The organism is Okeanomitos corallinicola TIOX110 (genome assembly GCF_038050375.1).
GTDB lineage: Bacteria > Cyanobacteriota > Cyanobacteriia > Cyanobacteriales > Nostocaceae > Okeanomitos > Okeanomitos corallinicola.
Map to the genome: position 1 here is coordinate 4,169,717 of NZ_CP150886.1, position 15,761 is coordinate 4,185,477.

Here is a 15,761-nt window from a genome sequence, read left to right on the forward strand (position 1 = left end):
CTTACCCAACCTCCTGCCTAAATAGGAGTAAGATTTTGACTTAGTCAGGGTGTAGGATATCGCCATGAATAAAACTTAGCAATCACAAGCACTTCACTTTTGCCTGACTCCATAGCTGACTGCTTACCTAAATATACTGGTACACCAACATCTAAAATGGTAAAAAAAATGAGATAATTTCCACCATCATCACCATGATCTCAGTTATACTTTGCACAGTTCGACCTTTGTGTACTATTAACAAAAATACCCAATCCTTAATTTATTGATGTTTTATGCCTGACGAATTATCATTACCAAGAATCTTACCCATTGGGGCAATTGTGTTTGAAACTTTATTTTTACTGGTTGCTATTCCCATAGAAGGGTATATTCTCCATAAAAACCTAAAATTTGATAAAAAAACCAGCATTTTCTACGCCATAGCTATGAATGTTTTTTCTAGCGTCATTGGTTGGAATATATTCTTTCTGTTTGAGCCGATATTACCTGTAGAAATTAAATCAGAATTAATTAGCTATGTATTTTTTAACTATTTCAAAAATCCCAGAACTCAAAATTATATAATTATGATGAGTTTTGTCATCTTCTTAGCTACATTTTTAATGAAATTTTTCTGTCTTAAATTACTAATTGTATCTTTGGATGAACTCGGTAAAAATGAAGAAATCATAGAAACATCCCAACGGCATAAAATATTAAAACATGAAAGAATCAGGCTGCAAAATGCCAACTTAATCACCAGTACATTAATTGCCAATTCTTTAAGTTATAGTGCTATCACTATTATTATATTAATTCGTGATTTTGCTATACGTACAAGGTAAATGTTTTGGTATTATTTGATTTTTTCAGGATAATCTAAATCATATTCACTCAATAGTAGGTTAAATATGAATTCATCATTGTTTAAAGAAGTATTTCAGTTATTTAAGTTTATTCAAGATTTATTTTCAGGAGTGCAAAAAATATTAATGCCTCCTAAAGCTTTTTCTTGGCAGACATTTATCTATTTAAGTGTGTTTTCCTGGGGTAGTTCATATTTCGCCACCGGACCAATAAAAGCTATAATTGCCTTCATGGGTTGGGCATTTTTAATTGCTGGTACAGCTTGGTACACTACCGATGATCCGGTGAGAGTTCCGGGAACTTTTATGCCAGTGGGAGCATTAATTACAGGGTTTTTGGTTAGCGTCTTTGCATTCGGAGATCAGGAGAGTGTAGTCACACCTAGAACGATTGTTCTCTGGCCAACATTAGCAGCGATAATCACAGGAATACCAGAATTTTTTACAGGTACAGGTACATTAGCAAAAACTACTATTCCTAAACTAGAAGTCCGGCAAAAAATTATTATTTTACTGGCTTGGTCTATGTTGATTAGTTGCTGGATTCAGTTTTATTTTGTTATAGATAAATGGTTCAAAGAATATCCTAGTTTATCCGCTGATAATTTTCAGAATAGTAGCTTTGTAGTCAGAATAGAACCAAAAAGTGATAAGCCGCAAAATGGTAATATGATTTTAAATAAAATTCAACCAAAAATAGAAGCACAAATAGCTAACAGAACTTGGTCAGAAGTAGAAAGATGGTTATTAGAAGCTAATCAACAAGTTGGTAATATAGGTAAAAATCTGATAGATGAAAACCTAAATGAATATGAAGAAAAAGCACTATGGAGAATTGAACCTAGAATATCTAATATCCCATCGGGTTACAAATTAGATATCCTCAGTATTTGGCAAGGGCCAAGTAAAAACCCACGGGGATTCTTCTTACAAAAATCCTGTCGTATTCAGGTGCAAAACGCAGAAAGTCAAAGATCAGTTGCAACAATTGAATGCGATCGCAACAGTAGATTTTTTCTCGGTTCACCACCACCAAAACGGTAAATTATTGATCAGTTATCAAGCACTCAAAAATTATGAATCCAAACAGAACTATTGTCTTAGCTAAAAATGTTTTTCAGGAAGTGATCCGCGATCACATTCTCTATATCATCGGTTTTTATGCCATCATTCTGGCGATCGCTAACCGGGCAATTTTTGAATTTGCGGCCACCACCCAAGATAAAATATTCTTGGATTTTTGTTTAGCGGCCATGAATGTAATCGGGTTAATTATTGCTATATTTATCGGTACGGGATTAGTTAATAAAGAAATTGAAAAACGCACCATCTTAATGTTAATTGCTAAACCCATCAGTCGGAGTGAATTTATCACCAGTAAATATTTAGGTTTATCTGGTGTCTTGGGTGTACTCCTCTTAGCAATGACAGCAATTGCTTTAGTGTTTTTACAACTGAGTAAGATTGTTTATCCCTTTACCAGTTTTTTAATTGCTGTATTATTTATATTTTTGCAATTAACATTAATTACCGCTATTGCTATTACATTGGGAGTTTTTACCAGTTCATTAATCGCTACGGCTTTAACTTTTGCTGTTTATTTAATGGGGAATATTACACAAGATTTGGTTGCACTTGGACGCTTGACAGAAAACCCAGCAGTAGAACGTTTCACCCAGGCTTTATATCTAATTCTTCCAGATTTATCACGCTTAAATCTACAAAATGATGCAGTTTATGGAATGCAAGCAATACCAGATGTAATTACATTATTTGGTCATGGAATTTATGGTTTAATTTATAGTTTCATGTTGTTAGCTATGGCGATTTTAATCTTCTTAAAAAAGGAATTTTAAAAGAGTTGCAGAATTTAGAATTTCCAGAAGTCAAGAATCAAAATAGTCTTTTTTATGGTAATCTTAGTAGTTCATAAGTTCAGAGTATATTCATAATTTTATGGATCAATCATACCAAATTGATGTTACATCTAGTCTAATTTCTCCTGACATTTCTATTCACAACTTAGCAACCACGAAACCCATAAAATTAGGAGTGATGGCTTCAGGAAATGGTAGTAATTTTGAAGTAGTTGCCCAGGCGATCGCCAATGGTCAAATCAATGCTAAAATTCAAGTCTTAATCTACAATAATCCTAAAGCTAAGGCCGCAGTCAGGGCAGAAAATCATGGTGTCAAATCTGTACTTTTAAATCATCGTGATTTCAAAACCCGCGCAGATTTAGACCGGCAAATTGTCCAAACCCTACGCCAACATGATGTAGACTTTGTGATTATGGCTGGTTGGATGCGTTTAGTTACCCAAGAATTAATTGACGCTTTTCCTGATAGAATTATTAATATCCATCCCAGTTTATTACCCAGTTTTAAGGGTGTCCGGGCTGTTGAACAAGCTTTGGCAGCAGGGGTAAAAATCACAGGCTGTACTGTGCATCTCGTCTGTTTAGCAGTGGATAGCGGACCAATTTTAATGCAAGCCGCTGTACCAATTTTGCCTGATGATACAGTGGAAACACTACACGCAAGAATCCAGGTGCAAGAGCATCGAATTTTACCTTTGGCGATCGCTAATATCGGTAATGGGTAATTGGTTAATTAAATTACCTATCTCCTCACTTTAATCCTAGAAAGGGTACAGTAATACAATATTGAGTTAGTAAATTTTAGGATATCTCCATGTCAATTTTAACTAGACCGATCAAGTTTGGTACTGATGGGTGGCGAGGTGTAATCGCTGATGAATTCACCTTTGAACGTCTAGCATTAGTAGCCCCGATCGCCGCCCAAGTATTATACAACACCTATAATTCTACAGTGGGCAGCCGTACCATTATTGTTGGTTATGATCGCCGTTTTATGGCGGAAAATTTCGCCCGTGTTGTTGCTGATGCTGTCAAAGCTGTGGGTTTTGATGTCATATTTAGTGATAGCTATGCACCCACTCCCGCATTTAGTTGGGCAGCAAAAGACCTTAACGCTTTAGGTGCGTTAGTAATTACCGCTAGTCATAACCCTGGCTCATATTCAGGGTTAAAAGTCAAGAGTGCATTTGGTGGTTCAGTACCTCCAGAAGTTACCAAAGAAATAGAAAAACTACTAACAGTGGAAATACCAACCACAGATACACCGGGTAAAGAGGAAACATTTGATCCTTGGCCTAGTTATTGTCAAGCATTAGAAAAGAAAGTAAATATTGAGAAAATTAGACAAGCAATATCATCAGATAAATTAACATTATTTACCGACGTTATGCACGGTGCAGCCGCCAGTGGTTTAGGAAGATTATTAGGATCAAAAGTTAAAGAAATTAATAGTAACCGTGATCCTTTATTTGAAGGTGGTGCGCCTGAACCTTTACCAAAATATCTATCAAAATTATTTACAGAAATAAAAAATCATGAGGAAAATAATCACTCACCCTTAACAGTAGGATTAGTATTTGATGGAGATTGCGATCGCATCGCCGCCGTAGATAAAAACTCTAATTTCCTCAGTTCCCAAATCCTAATTCCCATCTTAATAGATCACCTCAAAACCAGACGCAATTTTACAGGAGAAATTGTTAAAACCGTCAGCGGTTCTGATTTAATTCCCCTAGTGGCAAAATCACTAAATTTATCAGTCTTTGAAACCGCCGTAGGTTATAAATACATAGCCGATAGAATGTTAGATACAGAGGTATTACTCGGTGGTGAAGAATCTGGCGGAATTGGTTATGGTAGCCATATTCCCGAAAGAGACGCTTTATTATCAGCATTGTATGTCTTAGAAGCCGTAGTAGAATCCGGTTTAGATTTAGGGGAATATTATCAACAACTACAACAAAAAACTAACTTTTTCTCAGCTTATGATCGGATAGATTTACCCTTAGCAAGTATGGAAGTGAGAGGTAAATTATTACAACAATTAGAAAATAAACCTTTAACAGAAATTGCAGGTAAAAAAGTCATTGATTGTAATCAAATAGATGGTTACAAATTCCGTCTAGAAGATCAAAGTTGGTTAATGATTAGATTTAGTGGAACTGAACCAGTTTTACGTCTTTATTGTGAAGCACCAACCTTAGAACAAGTTCATCAAACATTGACTTGGGCTAAAAATTGGGCAGAATCAAATTAATTCGTAATGGGTAATTGGTAATTGGTAATGGGGTTATTAATCTTCACCAGTCACCAATCACCAGTCACCAATCACCAGTCACCTAATTCCAATGACTAAAACACTCGTCGTCGCTACTGGAAACCCTGGAAAATTGCGGGAAATGCAAGCATATTTAGCTGATTCCCAATGGGAATTAATCTTAAAACCCGCAGATTTAGATGTTGAAGAAACCGGAACAACCTTTGTCGAAAATGCTTGTTTAAAAGCCTCAGAAGTTGCAAAAGCTACAGGTAAATGGGCGATCGCTGATGACTCTGGTTTAGCTGTAGATGTCCTCAATGGTGCGCCAGGAGTGTATTCTGCCCGTTATGGTAATACTGATACAGAACGCATTTCACGGTTATTACGGGAATTGGGTGATACGGAAAATCGTCAAGCACAGTTTCTTTGTGCAGTAGCAGTTTCCAACCCTCAAGGGGAAATAATTTTACAATCTGAGGGTATTTGTCAAGGTGAAATTCTCTATGAAATTCGTGGAGATGGTGGTTTTGGTTATGATCCGATTTTTTATGTTCCAGAAAAACAGTTAACCTTTGCCCAAATGTCACCGGAGTTGAAAAAGTCAATTAGTCATCGTGGTAATGCTTTAAATGCTTTAGTACCGCAGTTGGTAAAATTTAAGGATTGAGGAGTTATAAACCAGTGATGAATAGAACTGGTAAAAGAACACTGGCGATAATTGTTGCCAATATTTTTTGCAGTGTGAAATATGCTCTTGTTAATCCTTCTGAATCATCAAAGATAAATTTATGTAATTCCGGATCTAGTTCAACTAACGGGAGTAAGATGTCAAGGCTGAATATAGCACTTTGCCACAATCGCCATAATAAAATACGCTTACCATCTTCTACATAAAAAAGATCCTTGTCTGCATCATAAAAGCATACTATTTGCTGAGTCCCATTGTGGGTTTTAATTGTCTGGAAATATAGGAGAAATAGTTTAGATTCTGGAAATAGATCATCACAAAAACCAATTTTTCTGTTTCTAGGATTTCTCACATCTAACCTTTCAATAAAGTCTATAATCGCATCCTTTTGATTTTCACCTAAAAAACTATCTTGATCATCTAATGTCAAATTTAACCTAAAGTAGATATTTTTATCTGCATCTTGGGGAGATTTTTTTAGAGACAACAACTGTTTACTTTTATTCTTCTCATCCTGAGATTTTACAGATATTGAATATTCATCTTCATGGTTTTGAATACCCATGACTTTGTTTGTGTAAAACAACTGCTCATCTTTATTATTTTCATCCTTAAATGTAATAAATATTTCTGATTTAACATCTTTTATTTCTACCTTCTGATTACATTTAAATAACTTGTATAATACATAATAACAACATGGTAAAATAGTCCATATTAACGAACCATAAAAAGATATATAAGTTGCAAATAAGATAGAACTAGTTGGTATCAATGTGATGATTAAAATATTAAGCCATAATTTTTTTGCATCTTGATCTTTTTGAACAGCAAATGGTACTCGGATTTTATCATTATTAACAATACTCTTCTCAAGAGAACCACAAAAAATTACTTCTTGAACTGAATCTATATATTTTGCGACCTTCTTAATTTCTACTATATTAGCTGCTTGAATTTCTTCATCTTCTTTTTCCTGTTCAACAATCTTACAAACATTGTTTAAAATCATTTTTTGCTTGTGTTGAAGTTGAAAATATGCAAGAAAGAAACCGGGAGACCATATCAGTAAGAAAAAATAAAGTATTTTATTTCTTTGATAACCAAAACCATACATAAAGTCTTGCATCATGAGTATATATTTTTCCCATACATTGGGAGCAATATATATTTCTAATTTTTTCCTCTGATATAAAAACTCCCGTTCTAAATCATAACGGCCTAAATTTCTAGATGCTTTAGCAGCTTGTTCCAGAGGTTGAAATAATTTAATAATTGTTTGATTATTATTGTTCTCTGGAGAATTTTTATTATGATTATTTATTTCATTTTCATAAATACTATTTAAGCATAAACCCAAAATATTTAAAGCAGTATTGTTAATATTTTGATAGCCAAAGCCATCTATTTCTAATTCACACTGTTTTAGTTCTTCTGAATTATTTTTTTCTGCATACATTTGAGATTTAAGATTTAATTCCGGTAGGATTTTATCTTGACTTTTTTGAGAATCAATTTGAAACGTTTTAGCATTTACATCTTCTAGAATTATCTTCTGAATAAAAATAAACTTGATAATTTCATAAGTATTATTAGAATCATCTTGATTAACTATTTTAGTGATTTTTTCTCGCAGAGCATTAAATGTTTCTTGATCATCTTTCAATATTTCTAGTAATTTTAGCTGATTGATATAAGAATTTGCATCATCAGGAATTTTAATCAGTAAAGTATTAATTTGAGCATTATTCAGATTCATGCGTTGGAATTTAGTATTGATATTAAATACAATACTCTGTTCTACCTTTACCGAGTCTAATTGAACTTCACATGAATAAAACTTGCTATTATCCATAACAATTGAGTTATTAACCTGTGCTTTGGAAGCAGATAAACCATAGACAGGTAAATTAAATTTTCTGTTAAGGAATTCTTGATGACAAATTTTTGCATCTTTTAAATTAATACTACTATCTACTTTTGTACCTCTTAAATTAATAAATATTATCTCCTCGTTAGCTGGAATCTTTGATTCTTGATAATTACTAAACTCAACTTTTCTCATAAAAATATTACCATTAACCACTGCTTCATTAATAGCTAAGGTTTTCTTAAAAGTAGAATTATCAAAATATATAGACTCAGAAATCTTTGCCTTAGCAAAGGTGACATCTTGTGCAAAGATAAACTTTTCTAGATGTAGTTCTTTATCAATATTTGCGGAAGATAAATCTAATTTTTTTGTAATCACACCATTTTGTATTAATATTTTTCTGGGTAATATTTTAGTAAAGTTAGCATCTGATAAAATAGTTTTAATGAAATTAGGTGATATTTCCTTTTGACTTGTTTCTCCAGTTTTTCTTTCCCTCTCTGTCTGATATTTATCTAATAAAGCATCTTCTCCGTTACACAATTTCTTCCAAACCCATTTTTCTACATCAGTCCAGTTGATAGATATAGTTTCTAAACACTCTTTTGTTGGTTTTACGTCTCTCGAAATATTAACATTTTCTGATGTTTGAGCAATAGCAACTGAATAGTTAAAGCTACCAAATAAGATGATTAGAAAACCTACAAATCTAGGTAAGATTTTAGCTTGGGTGATTTTTAGAAATAAGATAGATACTTTTTTCGATGAATATTGATTTTGTTTACTCATGTTTTATCTAAATATTTGAGAACTTAATATGTGCAAAATAGGTAATCTTTTAGAAAATTAGCTATCTTTTCATTAACTACATTTTCTGAGAAATCATAGAAATAAGATTTTTAACATTTGGTTGATTGCTGGATGTAGTAATTTATATACTTATTAACATAATAATTGCATAAAAGTTAAATTGCAAGTATTCTGCGCTAATAATATGTGTATTTTTGTATTCAATATGTTAAGATACTGAAACAAATTACAGGATTAAGTCAATAATCTGGTTTAACCCCTGAAATTAAAAGTCATACAAGTCTAATTTTTTGTTCTTTAATTATCTTCCGATTAATCATCTAAAATGAGTTTTCACGAAAATTTAGAAGCCTTCATTCCTCACACTCGCAATGATATTATCAAACTTTGTTTAGCCGATGGCCAGCTAAATGAATCTGATGCTCAAAAATTTCCAGAATTTTGTCAAATTCTCACGGCATATTATCATTTTCGCTTCCACAAAACCTTAGAAATTATTAAAGAAAATTATATTCCTTTTAACCCAAATGCAGATATTTTACCGATAAACCCACCTTCTTGTGCAGAATATGGTGATATGGAATTGAAGGTAATTGAAGCCTTTGAGCATATTGTCGAACGAGCTAATTATATTCCTTTATCAGAAGCGGTTATTCAAAAAGCACTAGATACAAAGTCTTTAATTGATTTAAAAACAGATGTAGATTTTGCCGATTTTGATAAATTCATTTGTTATTATCGTGGTGATGTTTATAAAGAAATTTCTGTTAAAAAGTTTTACTTTTGGGAAGAACAAAAGAAAATAGATATTTTTGAACGGATCGTTGTATTGATAAAGTTTAAAGAACCTGCCTATTTTAAAGCCAAAAAAATTAAAATAGAAGATTTAAAATTTATTCCTGGAAAAATGTATGTTTACTTCTATAAAGATATTCCTAAACTAGATATTGACTTACTATTCCCCAATGTCAAAACAAGTATGACATGGAAAGATCGCCTATTATTTGGTATTCCTGCTATTGGTGCAGCTATTCCTTTGATATTAAGAACACTGCCTAATTTATTATTACTAATTGCGGCAGTTTTATTAGCTTTTAATGTGCAATTTATTGTTGATTTATTAAGTATAGATCCTGAGAAAATCAAAAATATTATGCCTATTTTCGTAGCCACTTTATCATTAGCAATTACCTTGGGGGGATTTGCCTTTAAACAATACAATACTTATAAAAGTAAAAAAATCAAGTTTCAAAAAACTGTCACTGATACCCTATTTTTTCAGAATTTGGGTAACAATGCGAGTGTGTTTCAGATGTTTATTGAATTAGGAGAAGAAGAAGAATGTAAAGAGATTATTTTGGCATATTATCATTTACTGACCAGTCCTAAACCATTAACACCTGAAGAATTAGATCATCGGATTGAAACTTGGATGAAAAATAAGTTAGGAACAAAGATTAACTTTGATATTCAAGGCCCAGTGGGAAATTTAAAAGATATTTGTGGACGGGTGCAAAGTAGAGAAAATGCACATACTTTCACAGAGATTTCTTTACTTACCTATAACCAAAAAGGAGAATGTCAAGTTCCTTGTTTAGATGATGCTAAAGCAGTGATTGATTATGTCTGGGATAATGCCTTTCAGTATAATGGCATCATTTTATAAAAAGTATAAAAAATAGCGGGCAAGATGCCCGCACCACAAAAATGTTGCTATTGAGGTTTGTAAATGATGTAAAGTTTATACAGCTTCTGTGTTCTTTTCTCCAGTCCGAATCCGTACAATTTGCTCGACAGGGGAGATAAATATTTTACCATCACCAATTTCACCAGTACGGGCAGCAGAAATAATTTTATCCACTACCATATCAACTTGGTTATCTTCTACAACAATTTCTACTTTGAGCTTTTGTAGGAATTCAACCGTATATTCCGAACCCCGGTAGCGTTCAGTTTGGCCTTTCTGCCGACCAAAACCACGGACTTCAGAAATAGTCATTCCCACAATTCCCGCATTAACCAGAGCGATTTTTACCTCATCCAGCTTAAATGGACGGATAATAGCTTCTACTTTTTTCATTTTTTTCAATTCCCGACTTCTAAGGCGTTGTTTATATATCTAACCAGATTCCTTGCCGAAAGCTGTAACTATAGCTTTACTTATTTAATATGAGAACGTGATGTAATTGATTTCACCTCTATTCTTTTTCCTCAAGTAGCGATCGCCAATCTGCGATCGCCTGTTCTGTCCATAACCAATTTTGAGCTAATTTATCCACAGTAAATTTGACTGGTTCATCCTGAATCACCTGTTGACGTAGGTTAATGGCTTTTGTCAGGTATTGTTGTTGTTTATCCGCAGGTTGACTATTTGCAGATTTATATAAACCCAAGGCTAACCCTGCATAGGCAGTAGCAACCTCAGATGGCATGATATTATTAGCAGAGTTAGCAGTTGTCAAGTTTGTATTTGGTTCTATTACTGATAAATTCACAGCTTTAAACCAAGCATCATTAGCCCGATCAAGATTTCCTTCCGCATAGTAAGCAAATCCCAAAGCATTTTTATACAAAACCGAATTGGGCTGATCCTGTGCAGCAGTCTCCCAATAACGACGAGCATCATCAATACTATATTTTTTATTTTGAGTTTGGGCAGATTGCCAAGCTAATCTCCCCCATAAAAATTTTACATAGTGGTTTTCTTGCTGATCAGCCGGAATTAAATTTACAGCTGTTTCGGCTGCATCAAAAGCCCCACGGTTTAGTAATACTTCTACAGCCTCTAAACCCTTGTCTAAGTCACCTTGGCTTAATTTTTCTGTAGCTTCGGCTGTAACTATCCCTGTGGACGATGTTTGCAGATCAATAGGTGCTAATTTACTCTGGGGAATTTTCCGCTCCGGCAGATCCGGTATTTTTGTCACCACCGATTGACGATTACTACTATTCCACCACCAACCTAAACCAAAAATTACAGCTACAACCCCTGCCCCTACAATTGGCCAGAGACGGCGACGGGGTTTGTTTGGCGGTGGTAATGTGATTTGGGGAGAAACTGCCAGATGATCGGCAACATTTGAATTTGCAGGAGTAGTGCTATCTCCCCAAAGATCAACCTCCCCTCCTACCTGGGAAGGATGTTGTTCCTGAAGAAAATTCTCTTTTGGTTTGGCTTCTAATTCTGCCTTCATGGCTGGTTCTGTCCCCATAGATGGGGAATTACCAAGTTGACGAAATAAATCAGCGACGATAGCCGAGTCATCATCATAACCGGGGCTATCGTATTCTAGGTCATCACTTAAATCCCCCCAAGTATCATCTTCTAGCCAATCGAGATCCGAAGGGTCTCTGACTAATCCAGAAGGCATCATTTCTTCCATCGTTAAAGGTATTTCTAAATCATTTGTCGCCCCATAAATTCCATGGGAAGGTGTTTCTAGTGGTGGTTGATATCCATTCAGTAAATCAGAACTGGGGGATAATGCCAATTGTGGCGCGAGAAAACCCTCAAATTCTTGATGAACATATAAAATTGGTAATGCCCAGTACATCTGGTGAGAACCATAGGCAGAAATTAAGCCTTGACGCACCCGACTGACACACAAATCTAAAGGATAACCTTGACTTAAATTGCGGTAAAACAGTTGTGTGAGTGTCAGTGCTACTTCATCGGGAATCCGTTCTGACATAGCTAAAACGCTACTAATTCCCCTTTTAACCAAACTTTCCGTTAAGTTCCGCTCTCCTGTTTCTCCACCACCATCAGACTTAGCTCTATATGCTCCCAAACAGGAGTTAAACACCGCCATTTGGATATTATTATTAACTAATAACCCGGCTAAATCATCACCACTCAAGGTTTCTGTTAACCCGGTTCTTCTACTAACTAAATAAATTTCTCCTCCATTCCCACCTAAGTTACTATGACCGGAGTAGTGGAGGACGTGATATCTTCCCTGTTCCAAGGCTTGGGTGAGTTCTTCTCTTCCTGGTTGATCTAAAACTGTGAGTTCAATTTCGGGGATATAACTACCGTTTTCTGTCGAGTGGGGAATTTGCCGTTGTAGTTCTGATTGAAGATTCATCGCTTCTTCCTTTAATAAATCAAGACGAACTTGATCTGTGGGGGAAGAAATAATCATTAATACTTTGATCCCTGTGCCGTCTTGTGCAGAGATTTTGTGTGTAGGTAGTCTGGATGTGGAGGGAATACCAGTTTGGTAGCGAGAAAAGGCGATATATGGCCCAGTCGCTAGGGGGCGATCGCCAGCGTGCATCACTTCCCAGGGTAAACGTGCTAATTTAGTATCTTTTAGCCCCAAACGTAAACGTAATACCTGTTGTTGATGTTGGGCAATACCTTGGGCAGTAATCCAACTATCCCTAAGAGTCCCTTGGAACAGTGCATTATATAATTGTTGACCTAATGCCACAAAGTTGACCGAGTTTCTGGCTATTGCATCCCCTTGTAACACCATTTGCAAAGGATCATTCATTAAATGTCCTGCCGCTGCTAACCACTCAGATACAGGCCAACTTACTAATTCTTCTGCTAATGGTACTCCGGGGGCTACTTGTTCTGTCCTCACCAAGTAGTCATTTTGTCCTACTGGGGTGACAGAAATGTGAAATTCATAAGATGACATATATGTAGATTAGTGTTGAAAATGGTTGTTGTGGCCAGATAAGAGGTAATGGTTAAGGGTCAATACAAAGGGTAAAATTATTTACATAATTATGTTTTAGCTTTAAATAATGCTTTCACAACTTTTTCCACTGCTATATTATCTATGATTCCAGTTTACTCACAATCATCAATGAGACGCTAAAAAACAGGTGATTGGTAATGGTTAAAAAATCAAGATTGATTCATTTAGCCCATTATTTCAGTAATTAACCGGATCTGATCTGAGTTATGTATTCAAATGGTAGATGACTTTTTTTATTTCTGACTCCTGACAGGAGTTGATTGTTTCACAACAGCAGATCAGCATTCAGCTTTTTCCAGTCCAGATCACAAATTATACCTAATCTCCTGTTGTGCAAATTCCGGCTGTTAGCAAAGCTTGCTGTATGACTTCTTAGTTGTCATCACCCAACTTATAGGCATTAGCTGACTGCTGATAGCTTAACCCTTGCTAGAGATAATATAATCAAAGCTAGACAAACTTAAAGTTTTTAGCCTAAATATGCTGATTTTTTTAGAAAATATTCACAAATCCTACGGTAAGCGGGTAATTGTTAATCGTGTTAATCTGTCTGTAGCTCAAGGTGAAGTGGTAGGTTTACTCGGACCGAATGGTGCTGGTAAAACAACAACATTTTATATTGCTACAGGCTTGGAAAAACCCAATCAGGGTAGGGTGTGGTTGGATGATCTGGATATTACACAACTGCCCATGCACAAACGAGCTAGATTAGGTATTGGTTATTTAGCTCAGGAAGCCAGCATTTTTCGTCAACTTTCCGTTATAGATAATATTATGCTGGTTTTGGAACAAACTAATGTACCTCGTTGGGAATGGCCAAATAGACTCAATACTTTATTAAAAGAGTTTCGTTTGGAAAAAGTTGCTCACAGTAAGGGTATTCAACTTTCTGGAGGTGAAAGACGACGAACCGAGTTAGCTAGGGCTTTAGCAGCAGGTAGGGAAGGGCCTAAATTTCTGTTATTGGATGAACCATTTGCAGGGGTTGATCCCATCGCTGTTTCAGAAATTCAAGAAATTGTGGCTAAGTTGCGCGATCGCGGTATGGGTATTTTAATTACAGATCACAATGTCCGGGAAACTCTAGCAATTACAGATCGTGCCTACATTATGAAGGAAGGTCAAATACTCGCCTTTGGTATTGCTGATGAACTTTATAATAATCCTCTGGTCAGACAATATTATCTCGGTGATAATTTTGCTGCTTAATAATTTATGAGTCCGAGAAGTCAGGAGAATTTAAGAATAAAGAATTAATTTTTTCTTCCCCTGAAAACTAATAACTAATAACTAATAACTGATATGGTATCTAAGCAATTTAAACCGTCTTACAGCTTGAGTTCACTGCTGCCTATTTCGATTATGGATCGTTATTTGGCGATGCAATTATTACCCTTATTTTTATTTGGAGTAGGAGCTTTTACTTCTGTTGTTTTAGCCATTGATAGCTTATTTGAATTACTCAGAAAAGTCGTAGAATCGGGATTACCCTTAGAAATTGCCCTCAAGGTTTTTTTATTAAAATTACCTTATGTAATGGTTTATTCCTTTCCCATGTCTACTTTACTAGCGACTTTAATGACCTATAGTAAATTATCTAGTGAAAGTGAACTAATTGCTTTACGGGGATGCGGGGTAAGTGTTTATAGAATGGTGTTTACGGCAGTGTTATTAAGTAGTTTAGTCACAGGGATGACTTATTTATTTAATGAACAAATTGCCCCAGCCGCAAATTATGAAGCTACTCGCACCTTAGAACAGGCATTAAAATCAGAAAAACCCTCATTTAAACAACAAAATATTTACTATCCTGAATATAAAGAAATTAAACAAGAAGATGGCAGTAAAACTAAAGTTCTATCGCGGTTATTTTATGCCGATCAATTTGATGGCAAACAAATGCAAGGTTTAACTATTATTGATCGTTCACGGGAGGGACTCAATCAAATTTTAGTATCTGAATCAGCACAATGGAATCCTGGCGATCAAGTTTGGGACTTTTATAATGGGACAATTTATTTAGTTGCACCTGATCGTTCTTATCGGAATATTTTAAAATTTGAACATCAACAATTAAAATTACCGCGTACTCCTTTAAATGTGGCAGAAAATAGCCGCGACTATGGAGAAATGAATATCTCCCAAGCTTTAGAACAATTAGAGGTAGAAAAGTTAGCAGGTGATCAAAAAAAGATTAGGAAATTAGAGGTACGTATTCAACAAAAAATCGCTTTTCCTTTTGTTTGTATGATCTTTGGTTTAGTGGGTTCAGCAATGGGAACTATCCCCCAACGCACAGGAAGAGGTACAAGTTTTGGGATTAGTGTCATTGTGATTTTTAGTTACTATTTATTATTATCTGTTTCTGGGGCATTAGCACAGGCAGAACTTCTTTCTCCTGTTGTCGGTGCTTGGTTGCCTAATTTATTCGGTTTGGTAGTGGGTTTATTTTTATTATCAAAGGTGGCTAAAAGATAAGATAAAATACGATGTTGAGTAGTTTATTTATACTGAAAATGGCTTAATTATTTGATTCTATAGTTAGGGGTTTAGCACTGCTAAAACCCTACAAATCTGGGTTTTTCATGGTTTTGTGAAAGTCCATTTTCTACTCGTGTTTAGTATATTAAGTAAATTTAGGATTTGCACACAAGTCAATGTGAAGTATGAAATTGAAAAATCAAAAAAATC

The 15,761-nt window shown here is 34.9% G+C and carries 12 protein-coding genes; 9 read left to right on the forward strand and 3 right to left on the reverse strand.

Annotated features, from left to right (window positions below; genetic code table 11):
* Positions 1-275 precede the first annotated feature (275 nt).
* The 6 genes from fraC (at position 276) to rdgB (ending at position 5,654) form a co-directional block, all read left to right on the forward strand.
* Entirely contained in the window at positions 276-827 is a 552-nt protein-coding gene (fraC, locus tag WJM97_RS18210) for a filament integrity protein FraC (RefSeq protein ID WP_353930192.1), read from the forward strand.
* A 66-nt stretch (positions 828-893) separates the two neighbouring features.
* Positions 894-1,892 (forward strand): septal junction protein FraD, encoded by a 999-nt coding sequence (fraD, locus tag WJM97_RS18215; protein ID WP_353930193.1) that lies wholly within the window; start codon positions 894-896, stop codon positions 1,890-1,892.
* A 32-nt stretch (positions 1,893-1,924) separates the two neighbouring features.
* The gene (locus tag WJM97_RS18220) at positions 1,925-2,704 is read left to right on the forward strand and encodes an ABC transporter permease subunit (protein WP_353930194.1); all 780 of its coding nucleotides are present in this window, start codon (positions 1,925-1,927) and stop codon (positions 2,702-2,704) included.
* Between the two features lie 100 nt (positions 2,705-2,804).
* Positions 2,805-3,452 (forward strand): phosphoribosylglycinamide formyltransferase, encoded by a 648-nt coding sequence (purN, locus tag WJM97_RS18225; RefSeq protein WP_353930195.1) that lies wholly within the window; start codon positions 2,805-2,807, stop codon positions 3,450-3,452.
* 89 nt (positions 3,453-3,541) lie between these two features.
* Positions 3,542-4,984, forward strand: coding sequence for a phosphoglucomutase/phosphomannomutase family protein (locus WJM97_RS18230; RefSeq protein ID WP_353930196.1), 1,443 nt, complete (start codon positions 3,542-3,544; stop codon positions 4,982-4,984).
* A gap of 91 nt (positions 4,985-5,075) precedes the next feature.
* The gene (gene rdgB, locus WJM97_RS18235; protein WP_353930197.1) at positions 5,076-5,654 is read left to right on the forward strand and encodes an RdgB/HAM1 family non-canonical purine NTP pyrophosphatase; all 579 of its coding nucleotides are present in this window, start codon (positions 5,076-5,078) and stop codon (positions 5,652-5,654) included.
* Between the two features lie 4 nt (positions 5,655-5,658).
* On the opposite strand, the gene WJM97_RS18240 is transcribed toward rdgB, so the two are convergent.
* Positions 5,659-8,337, reverse strand: a complete 2,679-nt coding sequence (locus WJM97_RS18240; protein WP_353930198.1) for a hypothetical protein — start codon at positions 8,335-8,337, stop codon at positions 5,659-5,661.
* A 346-nt stretch (positions 8,338-8,683) separates the two neighbouring features.
* On the opposite strand from WJM97_RS18240, the gene WJM97_RS18245 reads away from it, so the two are divergent.
* Positions 8,684-10,024, forward strand: coding sequence for a TMEM143 family protein (locus WJM97_RS18245; RefSeq protein WP_353930199.1), 1,341 nt, complete (start codon positions 8,684-8,686; stop codon positions 10,022-10,024).
* A gap of 75 nt (positions 10,025-10,099) precedes the next feature.
* Here the strand turns inward: WJM97_RS18245 and WJM97_RS18250 are convergent, their stop codons facing one another.
* Both WJM97_RS18250 and hetF read right to left on the reverse strand, forming a co-directional pair.
* Positions 10,100-10,438 (reverse strand): P-II family nitrogen regulator, encoded by a 339-nt coding sequence (locus WJM97_RS18250; protein WP_353930200.1) that lies wholly within the window; start codon positions 10,436-10,438, stop codon positions 10,100-10,102.
* Between the two features lie 118 nt (positions 10,439-10,556).
* A complete protein-coding gene (gene hetF / locus WJM97_RS18255) occupies positions 10,557-13,007 on the reverse strand; it encodes a cell division protein HetF (RefSeq protein ID WP_353930201.1) in 2,451 nt (816 codons plus the stop codon).
* 543 nt (positions 13,008-13,550) lie between these two features.
* Between hetF and lptB the strand changes: the two genes are divergently transcribed.
* Together lptB and WJM97_RS18265 are read left to right on the forward strand one after the other, a co-directional pair.
* The gene (gene lptB, locus WJM97_RS18260; protein ID WP_353930202.1) at positions 13,551-14,279 is read left to right on the forward strand and encodes an LPS export ABC transporter ATP-binding protein; all 729 of its coding nucleotides are present in this window, start codon (positions 13,551-13,553) and stop codon (positions 14,277-14,279) included.
* A gap of 93 nt (positions 14,280-14,372) precedes the next feature.
* Positions 14,373-15,548: an LptF/LptG family permease gene (locus WJM97_RS18265; RefSeq protein ID WP_353930203.1), complete on the forward strand. Its 1,176-nt coding sequence runs from the start codon at positions 14,373-14,375 to the stop codon at positions 15,546-15,548.
* Positions 15,549-15,761 lie beyond the last annotated feature (213 nt).